The following is an 18,973-nucleotide window of genomic DNA, read 5'->3' as shown; positions in this document are numbered from 1 at the left end:
TTAATTAGAGTAACATTCTGGGTTTTGCGAGAACCCCATGCCTAATTCAAAACGCCTCACCATACTCCACGAAGCAGAAATTAACGATTTATATGGCGTTCCCAGCCTTTCACTGGAAGAAAAACGTGTCAGTTTTGCTCTGAATGACCTGGAGCAGGACGTTATAAAATCCATTAGAGCTCGTAATCATAAGTGCTATGCCATTGCACTGCTGGGTTACTTTAAGATCAAACCCATCCAACTCAATCCGACTTACAAGGAATTGAAAGAAGACCTAACCTTTGTTGCTGAAGAATATTTCCCTAAATTTAAAGTCCCTCGCTTCAGTGTTAACGGCAAGCAGAAAACACGTATCTACAACAAGATCCTTAGTCTGCAGAACTTTGAGGCTTGGGATGCAAAGCAACATCAGGAACCGCTCATTAGCCATTTACAGCAAGTTGCTAAATCTTGGATCGAACCACGCTTTTTATTTGACGCCTGCACCGAATACCTTGCTCGAAACCATATCGCTATCCCAAAATATACCTCACTTCAGCGTATTATCAGCGGTGTTTTTCAAGCTAGTTGTCGCCTAAAGATTAAATTACGCCACCTTCTTTTCTGTTGTTTCTGACTTATGCTTTTCAGGGTTTAAATGCACCGGTGTTTGATGCTCCCAGTTTCTGGTTCCGGCTGAAAATCGGTTGGGATTCCGGGCCTTGGCTTGCTTATAAACGGTATCTCGCTGGCGTAATATCGCTTTGTCCTCACCACTATGGCGCTGCTGTGGGGTGACAAACTTTATCCCACTGTGCAAGTGCTGGTGATTATACCAAGCGACAAATTCTGTCACCCAGGTCCTGGCGGCATGTATATCTACAAACGCATGTTCAGGGTATTCAGGGCGGTATTTCAAAGTTTTAAACAAGGATTCTGAATACGGATTGTCGTTGCTCACACTGGGCCTGCTAAAGGACGGTACTACGCCCAACTCTTGTAATGTGGCCAGCATGGTGGCGCCTTTCATCGGGCTACCATTGTCCGAATGCAGGGTAACCTGATGGGGTTTTATGTCTTCCCGCTGACAGATGTCCACCAGTAAATCTGCAGCCAATGCGCTTAACTCCAGATGATGTACCTGCCAGCCCACAATTTTTCGACTGTAAATATCCAACACCAAATACAGGTAAACAAACACACCTCGTACCCGAGTGGGCAGATAGGTAATATCCCAGGTATAAACCTGATTAGGCGCGACGGCCGTGAGTGCCCTTGGGGCAATATGTACTCTGGTGGGGCGGCTTCGCTGGCGATGCATGAGTTGATTGGCTGCATGTAAAACACGATAAAACGTCGATTCCGAGGCGATATAGAGTCCTTTGTCTGCCAACAAAGGGACAATCTTACTCGGTGGCAAATCAGCATATTCCGATGCATTGGCAGTGGCAATCACACGCTGGCGCTCTAGCTCGCTGAGGCGGTTGGCCGGTGATTGTTGGCGCAAGGGGCGTTTATCTGCGGTGTTGCCTGTGTGTTGCCAACGCTGCAAAGTCTTACTGCTAATACCCAGTATTTCACAGGCCTTGTGCTGGCTTGCACCGTCATTCTGCGCTTCACTGACCAGCTGTATCAGGTTGTCACGTTGCGTACTCACTGTGAGCCGTCCTCGTCGTTGCCCCATATTGCCTGCACTTTTTTTTGGAGCACCAATAACGCAGCGGTTTCAGCCAACGCCCTGTCTTTGCGGTTAACTTCTTTTTTTAGTGCATTAATCTCGTCTTTGAGGCGCTTCACATCTGACTTCATGGTGATATCTTGATGCTGCCCTTTACCGGTGGCGAAATCCTCTTTCCATTGCTTAACATGGTGAGGGAATACGCCTTGCTTACGGCAATATTCTGCACGGGCGTCATCCTTCAAACCGGCACACGCAATGACCAATTCTAAGCGATCTTCTAATGTGGGGTTCTAGGGATTTCCCCCTCTAAAGTAACATAGAACGCTACAGCTCTTGTATTATAAGGTCTGTGGCGATGGGTTACATTCACGGCTAGCGCATTTTAATCCCAGATTCTAAAAGGGTTGAGCGGTAATCATCATCCAGCGCAGCCATTTTCCTTTTGGCTTTCATACTCGCTGTTTTTGTTTCATCTTGTTTAAATAAGGCCATGGCTATTTTTCGCATGACATTGAAGACCAGTGCGCCGTGTCCTTTACGGATCCTTGACTCGTCTTCTCTGAACGTCATATCCAACACCCAATGCATACTCTCGACTTGCCAATGGCTGCGTACACAATTTAAAGCTTGCTCTGCATTTAAACCCAGAGAGCTCACGTACCAGCGTGTTTCAACGCTATCAGTGTTTGTCGATTTTTCATGTATTTTTGATGTCACTTGAATAACGCTTTTTAGGCCGCTCCATTGATACTGTTTAGTTAGCCAGTTTTTCTGGATGAGTAGTTGCTGACAGGTTCTGGTTTCAATGCGCCCATGGCCTGCATTGATTTCTGTATGCGTCGAGTACACCTCGTCTGATAAGCCCTCCCGCACACTTTTATGCCACCACGCCGCCAGCTCTGCCTGCATACCTGAGTGATTGCCTTTAAGTGCCAAAATGTAATCGGCTTTTTGCTTCACAATTTGCAAGGCTATTTCACGCTGACATCCCATGGCATCCAAGGTAATAATACTGTTTTCTATTTCCAACATGCTCAGCAATTCAGGAATGGCAGTGATTTCATTGGTTTTGTTATCGACGGCCACTTGCCCGAGCACGAGTTGATGCTGACAACTCCAGGCGCTGACCGCATGCAGCGCGTTGTTTCTCTCTTTGGTGGAAAACGAACGACGGGCGGTTTTACCGTCAATCGCAATCACACCACACCCTGTTTCTTCAATAAGCGAGGATATCCACGCTTGAAAGGCTTTCTCGATTTCAGCGGGTTTTAATCGGCAAATCACCCGTGCAATGGTATCGTGACGTGGGATCCCTGCTTCAAAGGGCCGGTATTTGCGTAGCCAGTCAAGCTTGATATGACCAAACTGCTCAATGTCTTCCCAGCCTTCACTGCCTGACATTACCGCACTTATCGCCAGTAACAAGATGTCGAGTAAGTTATGTTTTTTACAGCGTTCAATACGCGGATCAGAAATGGGGGCAAAATGTTTCAGGAAAGTCGGGCTCATCAAAGTGACCAAGTAAGTGATTAGACCTCGATCTGATCGTCACTTAGGCTAAAAGTTCAATTTATAATGATCTTGCCGTGCTGGCCCCGGTGGGCCACTGTCTGAACCGGCATAGGTCTCTCACCAAAACCACCCGCACCGTAATCAAGCGCCACGGTATTCCGAACACTGAACTGATCCGGACCTATCTCGGGCTGATTACGCTGGGCCAGAGTGACTTCGAGGCGGCAAGTCCGGACTGGCTCTGGGATGACCCCAGCCTTGAGCTTCTGCAGTCCAGTGGTGCACCGATCTCGCCTCTGAAGATGGGCCATGTAGCCCTGAATATGGACGCTTTTCCCGTGGACAACAGCCACACCAGCAAGGAAGGTGTCAGCTACTCCTATACAAGAGGTATAACATCTATGCGCCGATACGCCACCCGGCCAAACATCGTCGCCTGAGGACCGTGTGATGCAGAAACTGATGTATATGGCCTGCCGCCCCTGACTCACAGCGGTCGGCAGTGACTACTGCGAGTTAGCCGTCACTGTCCGCGCTTTGTCGTTTATCGCGACATTTATAGAGGTCTCGCCTCTTCCGGATAAGTCATTCAATCCGATTACTGACTTGATATCACCCGGTAAACCATCCCAGGGCCATCGACTATTGTCTGGACGCCATCCCCTGGTCGCAAAATGATCAATCTCAGGCGACTGGCCGTCCTTGACCTGCACATTATGGGCATCAACAACAACTTGATGTTAACTGAACCTTGGTGTAAATTGGCCTGAATGGTGCCCGGGCAAATATAGTGAGGAGCGGAGTCACCCAGAGCACGTTGTTGTCGAATAGCCTGGGCATGTTTTTTTCCAATCAAGAAACCTGAACCCGCCCCTGAACCGAGGAAGCTGCCATGACAAAAGCAAGACTGTTTTTTATTGCCATCGGCGTTTTTTACATCATCAACCTCATTGGCACGCTGCCCTTTAGCACCTTGGGCTTGTTTGGCACGATGTACCCAGGCGTCGAACTGCACGTGGATGAACCGATCTTCACCTTGCTGCAAGATGCCTGGGCCATTGTCGGTCTTCAGTTGGGTGCCATCGGGGCCGTCGCCTTGTGGGGCGCGCGCGATCCGGGTCGCTATGAGGCCGTCATTCCAGTGGTCATTGCAACGGAAGTTGTCGATGGCCTCTGGGATTTTTACAGCATCGTATGGAGCCACGAAGCTTTGTGGTTCGGGCTTGTCACGCTGGCGATTCATTTGATTTGGATTGGCTGGGGCTTTCGTGTCTGGCGTACCCTGCGTCGAAACCGCTGAAATCTGCTTGAATGACTCTTCAGCGACCGATCAATACCCGACCAGATGGATTCTGGCTGCATTTGGGAAAGTTTTGTGTCCGCACGGGCAAAGTCAAATCTCCACCTCCCTGTGCGGCATTGGAAATATTTCCTGTCCGCATCGAAGGCAATGACGTGTCAGTCGACTTCGAAAGAGGGTATCTGACGCCATGATCGAAACCATAGGGGGCGGCTCGGTGCGCTTTCACTGACTTTTCCGGAAATTCTGTATATGACGAAAAAAATCAAATGCGCCCTGATCGGCCCCGGCAACATCGGCACCGACCTGTTGGCCAAGCTGCAACGCAGCCCGGCATTGGAGCCGGCCTGGATGGTCGGCATCGACCCAGAATCCGACGGCCTGAAGCGTGCCCGAGAGATGGGCATCAAGACCACCGATGACGGTGTCAATGGGTTGATTCCCCACATGCAGGCCGACGGCGTGCAGATCGTCTTCGACTCCACCAGTGCCTACGTGCATGCTGACACCAGCCGCAAGGTCAACGCCGAAGGCGCCCTCATGATCGACCTCGCGCCCGCGGCCATCGGTCCGTTCTGCGTACCGCCGGTCAACCTCAAGGAACATGTCGGCAAAGGCGAGATGAACGTCAACATGGTGACTTGCGGAGGCCAGGCCACCATCCCAATGGTGGTGGCCGTCAGCCGTGTGCAGCCGGTGGCCTACGGCGAAATCGGCGGGACCGGGCACTCGCAAGAACATTGATGAATTCACCCGCACCACCGCCAGCGCCGTCGAAAAGGTGGGCGGCGCGAAAAAGGGCAAGGCCGTCATCATCCTCAACCCGGCCGAGCCGCCACTAATCATGCGTGACACCGTGCACTGCCTGCTGGAGAGCGAACCCGACCAGCAAAGGATCATCAAGTCCATCCACGCCATGATCAAAGAGGTGCAAAAGTACGTGCCCGGCTACAAGCTGGTCAACGGCCCGGTGTTCGCCGGCAAGCGCGTCTCGGTCTACCAGGAAGTCGAAGGCCTGGGCGACTACTTGCCCAAGTACGCCGGAAACTTCGACATCATGACCGCAGCGGCCGCCCGCACCGCCGAGATGTTTGCCGAGGAAATCCTCGCCGGCCGGCTCACACTCAAGCCCGTTCGCGCCTGAACCAAACAGGAGAACCACCATGAAGCTACAAGACAAAAAAGTCTCCGTTCACGACATGACGCTACGCGACGGAATGCGCCCCAAACACCACCTGATGACGCTCGACAAGATGAAGAGCATTGCCAGCGGCTTGGACGCCGCTGGGGTGCCGCTGATCGAAGTCACCCACGGCGACGGCTTGGGAGGCTCCTCCGTCAACTACGGTTTTCCGGCACATAGCGACGAGGAATACCTGGGCGCAGTCATTCCGCTGATGAAACAGGCCAAGGTCTCGGCCCTGCTGCTGCCCGGCATCGGCACCGTCGATCACCTGCTGATGGCCAAAGACCTGAGCGTGGCCACCATCCGTGTGGCGACCCATTGCACCGAAGCCGATGTGTCTGAGCAACACATCACCAAGGCCCGTGCGCTGGGCATGGATACCGTGGGCTTTTTGATGATGGCACACATGGCCAGTCCGGAAGAGCTGGTGAGTCAGGCCAAATTGATGGAAGGCTATGGCGCCAACTGCATTTATGTGACAGACTCGGCAGGCTATTTGTTGCCTGAGGGCGTGAAAGCCCGTCTGAGCGCGGTGCCCGCGGCCCTCAAGCCCGGGACCGAACTGGGTTTCCACGGCCATCACAACCTGGCCATGGGCGTCGCCAACTCGATCGCAGCAATTGAAGCCGGTGCAAATCGCATCGACGCGGCGGCCGCAGGCCTGGGCGCTGGTGCTGGCAACACGCCGATGGAGGTGTTCATCGCCGTGTACGCCCGCATGGGGATTGAAATCGGGGTCAATGTGTTCAAGATCCAGGACGTGGCCGAAGACCTGGTGGTACCGATCATGGACCACATCATCCGCATCATCCGCATCGACCGCGACTCGCTCACGCCGGGCTATGCCGGGGTCTATTCCAGCTTTCTGTTGTTTGCCAAACGCGCCAGTGCGAAGTATGGCGTGCCTGCGCGCGACATCTTGGTCGAGCTGGGACGGCGCGGCATGGTGGCGGGCAGGAAGACATGATCGAAGACACCGCCATGACCATGGCGCGTGATCGTGGGTTGACCTTAACCTCCGTATGAAATCAAACCCAGCGCAGTATGAATCACTCCACCTGACTTGTTTGCACACCATTCAGGGGTTCTAGGGAAATGGGATGGACTCCCCTCACAATCGGCATCGATGTGCCATGATTAAGGTAAATATCGTTAATCAATGAGGAGAGTCCTATGACTATTATGCGTATTGGGGTGGATTTAGCCAAGAATGTTTTTGATGTGCATGGTGTTGATGAGCATGAAAAACCAGCACTTCGAAAGACGATAAAACGTGCCGACCTTTTACCGTTTTTTGTTCATTTACCGCCTTGTATTGTCGCAATGGAAAGTTGCGGCAGTGCTCATTACTGGGCCAGAGAATTAATAAAATTAGGCCATACGGTGAAGTTGATAGCTCCACAGTTTGTGGCACCGTATCGCAAAGGGAATAAGAATGACCAGAATGATGCACAGGCAATATGTGAAGCTGCTTCCCGGCCTGATATGAGGTTTGTAGCGATAAAAGACGAAGAGCAACAAGCTATATTGGCGATGCACCGAATTCGCGCTCTTCTGGTCTCGGAACGCACAGCGTTAGTCAACCAGATTCGGGGGCTATTGATGGAATTTGGCGAAGTGCTGCCTCTGGGACGTGAAAAGCTACGCATGCTACTGCCCGAGTTGCTGGAGGATGCAGAAAATGGATTGCCACACCTGCTTCGAACATTGATCCACAGACAATATAGACGCCTGTGTGACCTGGACAGTGAAATTGCACAGTATGAACGTGATATTACAATACAGGTGCAACAAGATGAGGACGCAAAACGCTTGATGGAAATTGAAGGTGTGGGTCCGCTGACTGCGTCTGCGTTGTTAGCCAGCGTGGGTGATATTGGGCAATTTAAAAACGCCAGACAGTTTACCGCATGGTTAGGATTAGTTCCCCGGCAATGGTCTTCAGGAGGAAAGAATCGTTTAGGCAGAATTACAAAACGAGGCGATGTTTATTTGCGAACCTTATTGGTACATGGAGCTCGTGCTGTCATGCGATTTGTTGAGAAGAAAAGTGATCGAAAGAGCTTATGGGTCAAAGCAGTTAAAGAACGACGTGGTTTTAACAAAGCAGCCGTAGCGCTGGCCGCTAAACACGCAAGGATAATTTGGTCAATATTGTCGAATGGCACCGCATACCGCGTTATGCCAGCGCGATAAACACAAGTTAAAGCAGTCGATTCAGGGTATAGAGTAAAGAGTTGCAAAGAGTATGACATGATGGCACAACAGGTTGAACCGACGACAGCTAAACCTGCGTTCGCACCGGGCCATAATAGGCCGTTAGGGAAATTAGGCGCTGTCGAGCGGATCTCCATCAGGGTCCCTGTCGAGAAAAGACAGATTATGAGGCCGGATACAAGCAAGCAGTTAAACCGATAGTGCCAGCAGTTATCTCTTGCAAAACGAGGGGAGTCCATACAAGATGCGAATAAGTCCCCGATGTGAGATCATAGCTGCATAGTAAATCACAGCCATTACCGCCCATGAGCCAACAGTTAACTTTTGCCGATAGTGAGTTTTCCAGCAAGCGCCGCCAGACTCGTAAAGAGATATTCTTATCCAGAATGGATAAACTGCTGCCGTGGCCTCAACTGCTGGAAGTGATTGAACCCTTTTATCCTAAAGCTGGCAATGGTAGACGTCCGTACGCGCTTGAGACCATGTTTCGCATTCATTGTATGCAGCAATGGTATAGCCTCGGTGATGAAGCCATGGAAGATGCGTTATATGAAATTGCCTCGATGCGTCAGTTTGTGCAACTGTCATTGGATAAAGCCATTCCAGACCGCACTACCATTATGAACTTTCGGCACTTGCTGGAAAAGCACAAGCTGACTCGCAAATTATTCAAAACGGTCAACCAATGGCTGTCTGACTGCGGTGTGATGATGACGCAGGGTACACTGGTGGATGCGACGATTATTGAAGCACCCAGCTCCACTAAAAACAAAAAGAATGAACGAGACCCTGATATGCATCAGACCAAGAAAGGCAATGAATGGCACTTCGGTATGAAAGCCCATATTGGTGTGGATGCCAAGAGTGGCCTCACCCATACGCTGGTGACCACCGCCGCAAACGAGCATGACCTGAACCAGTTGAAGAACCTGTTGCATGGCGAAGAAGAATTCGTTTCCGGCGATGCTGGTTATCAGGGCGCAGAGAAGCGGGAAGAGCTCAAAGATACGAATGCAGAATGGCTTATTGCCGAACGCCCCGGTAAAGTCCGGGCCCTGAAAAAGCATCCCCGCAAAAACAAAACAGCCATCAAAATTGAATATCTGAAAGCCAGCATTCGAGCTAAGGTGGAGCATCCGTTTCGGATCATTAAATGCCAGTTTGGTTTTATCAAAGCACGGTACAAAGGACTGATGAAAAATAACTCACAGTTAGCCATGCTATTCACCTTGGCGAACCTGTTTAAAGTAGACCAAATGTTACGACGACAGCCAAGATCTGTCTGAAATCCAGGAATAGCCCGGACTAGGGGCGAAATCCGGCCTAAAACGCCAGTATATTGACCGAAATTGGGAATTTAAGGTTCAAAATTTAAGCTATTGGGGTTCTAGGGATTTTCCCCTCTAAAAAGACATAATCCTCTGTAGACCACACCAATAAATGGCTGCGGAGGTGGGTTACTACTTATAAGTGTGGCAAATTAGGTAAATATCGTACATTTAATACGGAACAGCCCTGATATGGCCATCAAAAACGAAATTACTATTCTCACGAGAGCAGAACAGGCAGATCTTTATTCCCCACCCATTTTTTCAATCGAAGAACAACGTCTGTACTTTTCTCTGAACGATGCGGAATTGGCAGTTTTTCGGTCAATTCGTCTCAGAGCTCATAGATGTTACTTTGTCGCGATTTTGGGATACTTCAAATCAAAGCCCGTCATCCTAGATATCGCTTACTCGCAGGTTTCTAAGGATTTAATGTTCATCAGTAAAGAGCTGCTTGGCGGCAAGGGGCTCAGACCATTCACTCCCTCACAAAAACAAAAAGATCGACTCTACGCAAAAGTATTAGACCTTGCTGGTTATCACAAATGGGACGAAAGTCAGCACTTCAATTCTCTTTTCGACCACCTTGTTCAGGTGGGCAATGCCTGGCTGGAGCCGCGTTACCTCTTTGATACTGCTATTGAATTCCTAACCAGTCACAGCATTGCTATCCCTAGGTACACCGTACTCCAGAGACTGATAAGCAGAGCGATGCAGCAGGTCAGAAAAGACCTGGCGCACCAACTTAATCAACTCACCAGTCCTGAACTTCACGTCTTTCTGGACAGCATAACAGCCATTGATGACGGACTAAGCCTGAACCAGCTCAGAGGCGGTGCAAAAAGTCTGACCGTACCTGAACTTAAAAAAGAGCTTGCCCTTTATCATCAGTTAGCGCCATGGCGCACGCAAATCAATGGCGTTATCGATGGGCTTAATCTGTCTCTTAAAAATCGACAACACTTCGGTGAGCTCATCAACTATTACGGTAGTAAACTCAAACGATTCAAACGCGCACAGCAGCATCTATGGTTGCTATGTCACCTGACAGAGCGGATACAACTGGCACTGGAACGGTTAACTGATGGGTTCATTTACCATATCCGCAAGCAACAAGAAGCTGCCAACACCTTTGCACAACAAGCAGTGTTCCTGTCCTGGCAGTCAGCCGCGGACAATGTCACGAAAGCGGCAGAGTTACTGCATCTGTTTGTGGATGAGAACATTGATGATAATCAACCCTTCTCAGTAGTCAGACAACAGGCATTGAAGGTCATGAATGACAGGGATATCCAGACCCTCTGCCTTTACCTGAAAAAACAGAAACGGACCGTGGAAGAGTACCAGTGGCAACATTACGATGAACAATGCAATCTCCTGGAGCAACTGTTAAGGCAGGTGTTTTTGTGCCTTGAATGTGAGGCCGGTAAAGGCTCAGAAGCCGTCGTCGCCCAACTTCAACAGATGCAGACGGAAATCGCATTCGGTGGACCACTGAAGACGATGGATACGTCGCTCATCCCGAAAAAGCACCTCCCATGGTTGGTTAAACAGGATAACGTTAACCCGCAACGTTACGAATGGCTGCTCTACCGGCAGTTAACCTCACGACTGAATGGACGCATTTATTTGCCAAATGTTACCAAATACCGCGCACTGGAAGACGACCTGATCCCCCAGACATCGCAGGATACCTTGCTGGCCTCATCAACACTGGACAGACTAAAACAGCCCGCAGAGTTATTGTTACAGGAGAAACAACACCGGCTGGAAAGTGCACTCAAAGACGTTGCTCTCCATATTGATGAGGGAGACAATCGAAATGTGATCATGAAAAATCGTACCGGTACCCGCTGGCGTCTGCCGACCAAAAGCGCTACATCTCTGGTCAACAATCCCTTTTTTAAGCGAATGCAACCGGTCGGTATCGCGGATGTACTGCGGTATGTAGAGCGCGAAACCGGGTTCATGAAATGTCTGACTCATGTACTTCCGATACAAAAACAAGGGTTCACTCATCAGGATGATTTACTGGCCATTCTGATTGCCAACGCCACTCACCGTGGTGTGTATGGCATGGCGCAGATCTCCGATCGAAGCTATGAACACCTGAGTACGGTGCAGGCCAACTATATCCGGCCTGAAACGCTGCATGACGCCAGCGACGTGATCAATAATGCGGTTGCAGCGCTACCCATCTTCCGCCACTACCATATTCAGGAGGACCAGCTGCATGCCAGTGCGGATGGTCAGAAATTCGAAACCCATCTGGAAACCTTTAAAACCCGGTACTCCTCTAAGTATTTCGGCACCAACAAAGGGATCACGGCCATGACACTGGTGGCCAACCACAGCGCCCTCAATGCTCGGATCATCGGTTCCAACGAGCACGAATCACACTATATTTATGACCTGTTACAATCCAACAGCAGTGAAATCAAACCTGACGTACTCTCAACAGATACACACGGTGTCAATCATGTTAACTTCGCCTTACTGGATCTATGCGGTTACAGTTTTGCACCGCGATACGCGCAGTTCAGTAGTGTCATCAATGATCTGTTTGATGTGACTGAAAGTGAACAAGGCAGCACCATACTGGCGCTAAAGAAGCCTATCAGAACGAATGTTATTACAACGGGATGGCAAGATATCAGGCGTATTGTTCTGTCACTTCAGACAAAGCGAACGACACAGGCAATGCTGGTAAGAAAGTTGTCTGGTTATCCTTCGGGGCACCCGACATTACAGGCGCTGACGGAGTATAATCGACTGGTCAAAGCGCAATATTTACTGGATTACATAGACAATGCCAGTTTGCGGCAGTACGTTCAGCGTGCCCTGAACCGGGGAGAAGCATGGCACTTCCTTAGACGAGCCATTGCGTCGGTGAATGGTGATCAGTTCCGTGGCAAAAACGAGTCTGAAATCGCTATCTGGAATGAATGCGCAAGATTGCTTGCCAACGCGCTCATCTACTTCAACTCCGCGATACTGAGTCATCTGCTGGGACACTTTGAAGCGAGAGGAGATGAAGAGAAAGCGGGTATCACTCGTGCTGTTTCGCCCGTTGCGTGGCAAAATATCAACTTAAGCGGAACGTATAACTTCACTAATACTGGGAAATTGCCCAATATTGGCGAAATAACAAGGCCGATAGTGGATGATTAGGCTCCAAGCTGAAAGTAAACCACCTCCGCAGCCATTTATTGGTGTGGTCTACAGAGGATTATGTCTTTTTAGAGGGGAAAATCCCTAGAACCCCATCGTGGCGACTGTCTGAACGCCTCGCGGCATTCTCTGCCCGCTGTTCGTAGCGTTCCCTTCGTGCTTCCTGCTTCGCCTCATAAGCGTTTAAAGGTCTGTTTTCTTGGTCGTTCTCTGTGGTCTTACTCATCTTTTTTTCCTCTTTTTTAGGCCATTGGCCGGTTGCGCATGCAACCGGGACTAGGCCCGCGCCAATAAGCGGAAAGGGGAATGGTCAAGACCTCGAACGGTCGGAGGGGAATCACCCACGCGCAGCTTGCCTGCGGGCGCGAAAGCGTCCTGCAACGGAACGCAGTGAAGAGAAGGATGGGGAGACCGACCGGGCGACTCGCCTTGGGTCTTTACCAGGGGACGCTCGCCAGCGTCCCAATGGGCTTAGTGATCGTTACCGGATGGCGGAGACTACAGGCTCCGTGGCGCAGCCATAGAGCACGACCCAACGGGAAAGCCTATGATCCATGACATATTTGCAGATGAATTTTGCTTAGTTGTTCGACTATGATGTTGGCTAAGTTTCGATTTCGGCAGACAGAAGATTTTGGATAGCACGCATTTCGTCATCGCTGACCGCTGGGAACAACGGGCGCTTGGCTAGAAAGGTGTATTTGCGGGGGTTTATTAGATAGTAATATCTATAGAGCACGACCGGTGGGCCAAGCTCAGGCCGCACTCTTGATCTAAGGAAATTGTTCCTAAGTGGGGCTCATCTGAAGAAGGGGTTTCCTCATCTTAGTTATCTCTACTGGGTCGGAAAGCCAGTTCTTGTAGCTTTCAAATACAGCCGCAGTGTAGGGTTGGCCCGTCTCCGGGCCTCGGATGATGCGTGAACCTTTTAAGCCTGGGTGGAATTCGGCAATGTTGCCGAAATCCGCCCATGCATTCCACACGGTTTCCTGGTTGGCGTCCATATCATGGACAAGTGTTACTGCTGGCATAATATGCTCCTTAGAGGTGCCGTTAGACAGACTCAGGTAAGCCGGTGAAGTTACGGATCATTGCTTCGATGTCCGCTTCTGGAAGATTCTTTTCGGCATCGATGAACTGCTTGGCGGTTGCCCCAACGATATTGCTGAAAGCGGGAGCTGGGTCCGTCAGTGTGTCGATAATGGCTGTCACCACATCAGAAACCGACGTGATCCCTTCGTGCTGACCGGCTTGGATGCCTTTGGTCAGGTCGCGTCGCAGAGGCTCGAAAGGTTCCGCCGGTGTGGCTGTGACTTTGACCGACTGATCGGCGGTGCCAGTGTCAACGCCGGCTGGGACGATGTTGGCCACTTGCACACCAAAAGGCAGCACTTCGGCTCGTAAAGAACGGCTGTAGCCTTCTAGGGCGTATTTGCTGGCACAGTAGGCCGACATGAAGGGCAGGGCGATACGGGCGGGCAGTGATGTCACATTGACGATGTGACCCGCACGCTGTTCGACCATCGTTCCGGTGGCGGCTTTAATGACATTCAGTGCGCCAAAGAAATTCACCTCGAATTGGGCGCGGATTTCGTCAATCGACGTTTCTTCCGATGCGCCCAACAGATGATAGGCGACATTGTTGACAACGGCGTCCAGGCGACCTTCCTTACTAACGATCTGCTCGACCGCTGCCACGCTATCGTCATAATCAGTGACATCAAATTTAAGGTGGCGGTCGTCATTTTCATCACCGCTACGCGAGCAACCATAGACAATGTGTCCCTGGTTTTTCAGTTCATCGGCCAGCGCTTTGCCGATACCGCGAGACGTGCCAGTGATGAAGATAACTTTTGATTGTGTAGTCATGGGATTTTCCTATTGTTGAGGGTTGTTTAGGGTTTAGGTCTCACAAGCTGGCGAAGTGCTGCCAGCTTTGATGAGTGTTCTGTTTGCACCCAATTGAGGTGCGGTTGTATCGATCAGTGCAGAAGCTGACTGATCGTTGGTAAAACTGTTTATTTGCATCGTTTTCATGGATGGGTTCCTGTGTCCGGATGTACCTAGCCCGAAAAATTCATAAAAAAAGGCGAACCTTGCTCAACCCATTGATATAATGGGAGTTACGACAATAACGCTTCGGAAGAAGCTAAACAAGGTTCGCCCATGTCCAATTCTATCCCAACTCAACTGCGCTTTCCTCCCTTTGCCGGCTTTACCGTGCGAGCTGATTTTGAGGGCGGGGCTTTGTCATCCGACTTTGGCCCCCTGCTGCTGCGAGGTGTCGACCAACAGATTGGCCTGATCCATCGATTGGCCCAGGCCATCGACGACCGCCGTCATGCCTCTTATATCGACCACTCGCTTGATGATCTGCTGACCCAGCGGATCTTCCAGATCGCCTGTGGCTATGCCGATGCCAATGACGCCAACACCCTGCGCCGTGACCCGATGTTCAAGCTCGGCACCGAACGCAAGCCGCTTGAGCCAGAGCAGGATCTGGCCAGCGCACCGACCTTCTCGCGCCTGGAAAATGCCGTTAACACCCGCGACCTTTACCGTCTCGCCGAGGCCTTTGTAGAGCAGTTTGTCGCCAGCTACGCCAAGCCTCCAGAGATGATCGTGCTGGACATGGATCACTCCGAAGACCAGACCCACGGCCAACAGGAACTGGCGTTTTATAACCACCATTACCAGAGTCACTGCTACCTGCCACTGTTTCTGTTTGAAGGTCTGTCGGGCAAGTTCATTACCGCGGCACTGCGCCCCGGCAAACGCCCGACGGGGGCAGAGAACGCAATGATCCTCAAGCGGGTGCTCAAACGGCTGCGCCAGCATTGGCCCGAGACCCGCATCCTGCTGCGTGGTGATGCTCATTTTGCCAACGTGGAATTGATGCAACTGGCGCTCGACGATCCGTACACCGATTTTCTGTTCGGCCTGGCCGGCAACAGCCGTCTGAAAAAACTGGCCGAGCCACACCTGCAATCCACCCGGCGGCTGCACGATACCCGCTGCCATAACGCTCGCCTCGCGGAACAGGCCCCGCCGCAACGCTCGCGCACCTTCCACGAGATCGATTATCAGGCCCGTTCCTGGCCACAGGCGTTTCGCACTGTCCTGAAAGCCGAAACCATGGCCCTCGGCGATAACCCCCGCTTCGTCGTCACCTCCCTGGAAGAGTCAACCCCGGAAATACTGTACGCCGAGCTGTATTGCGCCCGGGGCCAGGACGAGAATTTCATCAAGATGATGAAAAACGACCTGGCCAGCGACCGCACCTCGGATTGCCGCTTTGCGGCCAACCACCTGCGCCTGTTTTTCTCCTGTGCCGCCTATGTGCTGCATCACGCCTTGCGCGCCGAACTGTTGCAAGGCACCGAGTTGTCCCAGGCCCAGCCCTCGACGGTCATCATCAAGCTGTTCAAGCTGGCCGTACGGGTGGTGCAGTATAAAGATCGCATCAAGCTCCACCTGCCAAGTAGCTGCCCGGTCAAGGCCCTTCTGCACACAGTCACCGAACGGTTATATCGCCTGCCTCGGCCCAGGTTAAACACCGGCTGAGCCGCCGTCGGCGCTCACCGCCATCCCGGCCCTCGGGAGGCTTTGGCACGCCTGGGCGTCGGAATTGATCAAATAGCAATCAATTTGAGCGGGTGAGTTGTCTGCTCGGAAGCGAAACCCGGCCAATTAATAAGAACGGATCTCATGGTCGGGTGAGATGGACGTTTCGGCTACAGGATTGGGTGGCAATTTGGCGCTTTTATGAAACATCCGGGCTAACGAGTAACGCGCTGAAAATGGCTTATGAGAGCCGTGGACGCCCCAAAGGCGTCATGTTCCATAGCGATCAAGGCAGTCATTATACGAGCCGTAAGTTTCGCCAAACGCTTTGGAAGTGCCGAATAAAGCAAAGTTTAAGTCGACGTGGTAACTGCTGGGATAATGCACCAATGGAGCGGTTTTTCCGAAGCTTGAAGATTGAATGGATGCCAACTTATGGATATCGCTCTTTTTTACAAGCGCAGCATCACATTGTGAAATATTTAATCGGGTATTACAGCCAGCTTCGACCGCATCAGCATAACGGTGGAATGAGCCCAAATATGGCCGAGCAAAAATACTGGATTAACTATAAGCCGGTGGCCAGTTTTTCTTGACCACTACAGTATTGTCTGCTTTACTTAGTGTCTGCAGTCTTTAGAGGCTATTCATCCTTTAGAGTTTATTCATCTTTTAGAGACTATTCATCACCTGTGTCACAGGAACGCCCAACGACGGAGAAATTTATGATTACCTTGTACCACCTGAACAAGTCCCGCTCGAAACGCATTATCTGGCTGCTGGAAGAGCTGGGCGTTGAGTATCAGATCGAAGCCTTCCAGCGGGATAAAGAGACCTCCCTTGCGCCGGAAGCACTCAAAGCCATTCATCCGCTGGGCAAGTCGCCAGTGATCAAAGACGACGATCTGGTGATCGCAGAATCAGGGGCGATGACTGAATACCTGATCGACAAATACGCCGCAGATCGTCTGGCTCCCCAGCGTGGAACGCCTGAATATGTGGAGTATCTGCAATGGCTGCACTTTGCGGAGAGTTCCGCGATGGTACCTTTACTGCTGAAAATGTTTCTGAAAAAAGACGGCTGTAAAACCAACTTTCTGGAAGCCTATGCCGACGGCGAAGCCCTGAAAATCCTGACCTATCTGAGCGAGCAGTTGGACGGCAAAGACTACCTGGTGGGCAACCAGCTCAGCGGCGCTGACATCATGGTGTTTTTTGTGGTGGGTATGGTGGAGCAATCCGGTGGTCTGGCATTTTTCCCGGTTTTGGATGCTTATTTGAAGCGCCTCAGAACGCACGAAGCCTGTCAAAAAGCTGAGCAACTCGAAAAAGAATTAGGCTGAATGCGTTGGCTTTAAGCGAAAATCAGGCTTAAATGTAAGGGAAGTGTAAATATCGAGACGGGTTGTTGCGAGGCGTTATGACTGTTGGCAACCTTGTTTTACACCTAACCCGAAAAATTCATAAAAAAAGGCGAACCTTGCTCAACCCATTGATATAATGGGAGTTACGACAATAACGCTTCGGAAGAAGCTAAACAAGGTTCGCCCATGTCCAATTCTATCCCAACTCAACTGCGCTTTCCTCCCTTTGCCGGCTTTACCGTGCGAGCTGATTTTGAGGGCGGGGCTTTGTCATCCGACTTTGGCCCCCTGCTGCTGCGAGGTGTCGACCAACAGATTGGCCTGATCCATCGATTGGCCCAGGCCATCGACGACCGCCGTCATGCCTCTTATATCGACCACTCGCTTGATGATCTGCTGACCCAGCGGATCTTCCAGATCGCCTGTGGCTATGCCGATGCCAATGACGCCAACACCCTGCGCCGTGACCCGATGTTCAAGCTCGGCACCGAACGCAAGCCGCTTGAGCCAGAGCAGGATCTGGCCAGCGCACCGACCTTCTCGCGCCTGGAAAATGCCGTTAACACCCGCGACCTTTACCGTCTCGCCGAGGCCTTTGTAGAGCAGTTTGTCGCCAGCTACGCCAAGCCTCCAGAGATGATCGTGCTGGACATGGATCACTCCGAAGACCAGACCCACGGCCAACAGGAACTGGCGTTTTATAACCACCATTACCAGAGTCACTGCTACCTGCCACTGTTTCTGTTTGAAGGTCTGTCGGGCAAGTTCATTACCGCGGCACTGCGCCCCGGCAAACGCCCGACGGGGGCAGAGAACGCAATGATCCTCAAGCGGGTGCTCAAACGGCTGCGCCAGCATTGGCCCGAGACCCGCATCCTGCTGCGTGGTGATGCTCATTTTGCCAACGTGGAATTGATGCAACTGGCGCTCGACGATCCGTACACCGATTTTCTGTTCGGCCTGGCCGGCAACAGCCGTCTGAAAAAACTGGCCGAGCCACACCTGCAATCCACCCGGCGGCTGCACGATACCCGCTGCCATAACGCTCGCCTCGCGGAACAGGCCCCGCCGCAACGCTCGCGCACCTTCCACGAGATCGATTATCAGGCCCGTTCCTGGCCACAGGCGTTTCGCACTGTCCTGAAAGCCGAAACCATGGCCCTCGGCGATAACCCCCGCTTCGTCGTCACCTCCCTGGAAGAGTCAACCCCGGAAATACTGTACGCCGAGCTGTATTGCGCCCGGGGCCAGGACGAGAATTTCATCAAGATGATGAAAAACGACCTGGCCAGCGACCGCACCTCGGATTGCCGCTTTGCGGCCAACCACCTGCGCCTGTTTTTCTCCTGTGCCGCCTATGTGCTGCATCACGCCTTGCGCGCCGAACTGTTGCAAGGCACCGAGTTGTCCCAGGCCCAGCCCTCGACGGTCATCATCAAGCTGTTCAAGCTGGCCGTACGGGTGGTGCAGTATAAAGATCGCATCAAGCTCCACCTGCCAAGTAGCTGCCCGGTCAAGGCCCTTCTGCACACAGTCACCGAACGGTTATATCGCCTGCCTCGGCCCAGGTTAAACACCGGCTGAGCCGCCGTCGGCGCTCACCGCCATCCCGGCCCTCGGGAGGCTTTGGCACGCCTGGGCGTCGGAATTGATCAAATAGCAATCAATTTG

At 51.7% G+C, this 18,973-nt stretch carries 12 protein-coding genes and 5 pseudogenes; 12 read left to right on the top strand and 5 right to left on the bottom strand.

What is annotated here, in order from left to right:
• The first annotated feature begins 37 nt into the window (after window positions 1-37).
• Complete coding sequence (locus AC566Q_RS04270; RefSeq protein ID WP_499614054.1) at window positions 38-616, top strand: DUF4158 domain-containing protein; 579 nt, start codon at window positions 38-40, stop codon at window positions 614-616.
• On the opposite strand, the pseudogene AC566Q_RS04265 reads toward AC566Q_RS04270, so the two are convergent.
• Together AC566Q_RS04265 and AC566Q_RS04260 are read right to left on the bottom strand one after the other, a co-directional pair.
• A pseudogene (locus AC566Q_RS04265) lies at window positions 587-1,944 on the bottom strand (IS3 family transposase); the annotation flags it as partial. The gene AC566Q_RS04270 and the pseudogene AC566Q_RS04265 sit on opposite strands and share 30 nt — an antisense overlap.
• Window positions 1,945-2,032: 88 nt before the next feature.
• Window positions 2,033-3,169: an ISAs1 family transposase gene (locus AC566Q_RS04260; RefSeq protein WP_112403874.1), complete on the bottom strand. Its 1,137-nt coding sequence runs from the start codon at window positions 3,167-3,169 to the stop codon at window positions 2,033-2,035.
• Between the two features lie 59 nt (window positions 3,170-3,228).
• Between AC566Q_RS04260 and AC566Q_RS04255 the strand changes: the two are divergent.
• The 7 genes and pseudogenes from AC566Q_RS04255 to AC566Q_RS04225 form a co-directional block, all read left to right on the top strand.
• A pseudogene (locus tag AC566Q_RS04255) lies at window positions 3,229-3,584 on the top strand (IS1380 family transposase); the annotation flags it as partial.
• A gap of 480 nt (window positions 3,585-4,064) precedes the next feature.
• A complete protein-coding gene (locus AC566Q_RS04250; RefSeq protein ID WP_342632656.1) occupies window positions 4,065-4,472 on the top strand; it encodes a BphX family protein in 408 nt (135 codons plus the stop codon).
• A 252-nt stretch (window positions 4,473-4,724) separates the two neighbouring features.
• A pseudogene (locus AC566Q_RS04245) lies at window positions 4,725-5,616 on the top strand (acetaldehyde dehydrogenase (acetylating)).
• Window positions 5,617-5,635: 19 nt separating this feature from the next.
• Window positions 5,636-6,684, top strand: a pseudogene (gene dmpG, locus AC566Q_RS04240) (4-hydroxy-2-oxovalerate aldolase).
• A gap of 147 nt (window positions 6,685-6,831) precedes the next feature.
• Complete coding sequence (locus AC566Q_RS04235) at window positions 6,832-7,854, top strand: IS110 family RNA-guided transposase (RefSeq protein WP_105934647.1); 1,023 nt, start codon at window positions 6,832-6,834, stop codon at window positions 7,852-7,854.
• A gap of 326 nt (window positions 7,855-8,180) precedes the next feature.
• A complete protein-coding gene (locus tag AC566Q_RS04230; RefSeq protein ID WP_499614050.1) occupies window positions 8,181-9,161 on the top strand; it encodes an IS5 family transposase in 981 nt (326 codons plus the stop codon).
• Between the two features lie 234 nt (window positions 9,162-9,395).
• On the top strand, window positions 9,396-12,374 hold the full coding sequence (locus AC566Q_RS04225) for a Tn3 family transposase (RefSeq protein ID WP_499614047.1): 2,979 nt from the start codon (window positions 9,396-9,398) through the stop codon (window positions 12,372-12,374).
• A 788-nt stretch (window positions 12,375-13,162) separates the two neighbouring features.
• Here the strand turns inward: AC566Q_RS04225 and AC566Q_RS04220 are convergent.
• From AC566Q_RS04220 to AC566Q_RS04210, 3 genes are read right to left on the bottom strand one after another with little or no spacing between them, the layout of a single operon-like run.
• Window positions 13,163-13,405 (bottom strand): SRPBCC family protein, encoded by a 243-nt coding sequence (locus AC566Q_RS04220; protein ID WP_499614044.1) that lies wholly within the window; start codon window positions 13,403-13,405, stop codon window positions 13,163-13,165.
• A gap of 22 nt (window positions 13,406-13,427) precedes the next feature.
• Complete coding sequence (locus AC566Q_RS04215; RefSeq protein ID WP_493806008.1) at window positions 13,428-14,243, bottom strand: SDR family NAD(P)-dependent oxidoreductase; 816 nt, start codon at window positions 14,241-14,243, stop codon at window positions 13,428-13,430.
• 33 nt (window positions 14,244-14,276) lie between these two features.
• Window positions 14,277-14,411: a hypothetical protein gene (locus tag AC566Q_RS04210; protein WP_499614040.1), complete on the bottom strand. Its 135-nt coding sequence runs from the start codon at window positions 14,409-14,411 to the stop codon at window positions 14,277-14,279.
• A 129-nt stretch (window positions 14,412-14,540) separates the two neighbouring features.
• On the opposite strand from AC566Q_RS04210, the gene AC566Q_RS04205 reads away from it, so the two are divergent.
• The 4 genes and pseudogenes from AC566Q_RS04205 (at window position 14,541) to AC566Q_RS04190 (ending at window position 18,886) form a co-directional block, all read left to right on the top strand.
• Window positions 14,541-15,938 carry an IS1380 family transposase gene (locus tag AC566Q_RS04205; protein ID WP_333970111.1) on the top strand — a complete coding sequence of 466 codons (1,398 nt, stop codon included), beginning with the start codon at window positions 14,541-14,543 and terminating at the stop codon, window positions 15,936-15,938.
• A gap of 209 nt (window positions 15,939-16,147) precedes the next feature.
• Window positions 16,148-16,534 (top strand): annotated as a pseudogene (locus AC566Q_RS04200) (DDE-type integrase/transposase/recombinase); the annotation flags it as partial.
• 129 nt (window positions 16,535-16,663) lie between these two features.
• Complete coding sequence (locus AC566Q_RS04195) at window positions 16,664-17,281, top strand: glutathione S-transferase family protein (RefSeq protein WP_499614037.1); 618 nt, start codon at window positions 16,664-16,666, stop codon at window positions 17,279-17,281.
• A 207-nt stretch (window positions 17,282-17,488) separates the two neighbouring features.
• Window positions 17,489-18,886 (top strand): IS1380 family transposase, encoded by a 1,398-nt coding sequence (locus tag AC566Q_RS04190; protein ID WP_333970111.1) that lies wholly within the window; start codon window positions 17,489-17,491, stop codon window positions 18,884-18,886.
• The last annotated feature ends 87 nt before the right edge of the window (window positions 18,887-18,973 follow it).

This window comes from Alteromonas sp. H02 (assembly GCF_059682525.1).
This window is presented reverse-complemented; position numbering and strand designations above follow the sequence as displayed.

Bases quoted from the DNA above. Each gene is read 5' to 3' on its own strand.
- AC566Q_RS04270 (WP_499614054.1), top strand. From the start codon at position 38: ATGCCTAATTCAAAACGCCTCACCATACTCCACGAAGCAGAAATTAAC.
- AC566Q_RS04260 (WP_112403874.1), bottom strand. From the start codon at position 3,169: ATGAGCCCGACTTTCCTGAAACATTTTGCCCCCATTTCTGATCCGCGT.
- AC566Q_RS04250 (WP_342632656.1), top strand. From the start codon at position 4,065: ATGACAAAAGCAAGACTGTTTTTTATTGCCATCGGCGTTTTTTACATC.
- AC566Q_RS04235 (WP_105934647.1), top strand. From the start codon at position 6,832: ATGACTATTATGCGTATTGGGGTGGATTTAGCCAAGAATGTTTTTGAT.
- AC566Q_RS04230 (WP_499614050.1), top strand. From the start codon at position 8,181: ATGAGCCAACAGTTAACTTTTGCCGATAGTGAGTTTTCCAGCAAGCGC.
- AC566Q_RS04225 (WP_499614047.1), top strand. From the start codon at position 9,396: ATGGCCATCAAAAACGAAATTACTATTCTCACGAGAGCAGAACAGGCA.
- AC566Q_RS04220 (WP_499614044.1), bottom strand. From the start codon at position 13,405: ATGCCAGCAGTAACACTTGTCCATGATATGGACGCCAACCAGGAAACC.
- AC566Q_RS04215 (WP_493806008.1), bottom strand. From the start codon at position 14,243: ATGACTACACAATCAAAAGTTATCTTCATCACTGGCACGTCTCGCGGT.
- AC566Q_RS04210 (WP_499614040.1), bottom strand. From the start codon at position 14,411: ATGAAAACGATGCAAATAAACAGTTTTACCAACGATCAGTCAGCTTCT.
- AC566Q_RS04205 (WP_333970111.1), top strand. From the start codon at position 14,541: ATGTCCAATTCTATCCCAACTCAACTGCGCTTTCCTCCCTTTGCCGGC.
- AC566Q_RS04195 (WP_499614037.1), top strand. From the start codon at position 16,664: ATGATTACCTTGTACCACCTGAACAAGTCCCGCTCGAAACGCATTATC.
- AC566Q_RS04190 (WP_333970111.1), top strand. From the start codon at position 17,489: ATGTCCAATTCTATCCCAACTCAACTGCGCTTTCCTCCCTTTGCCGGC.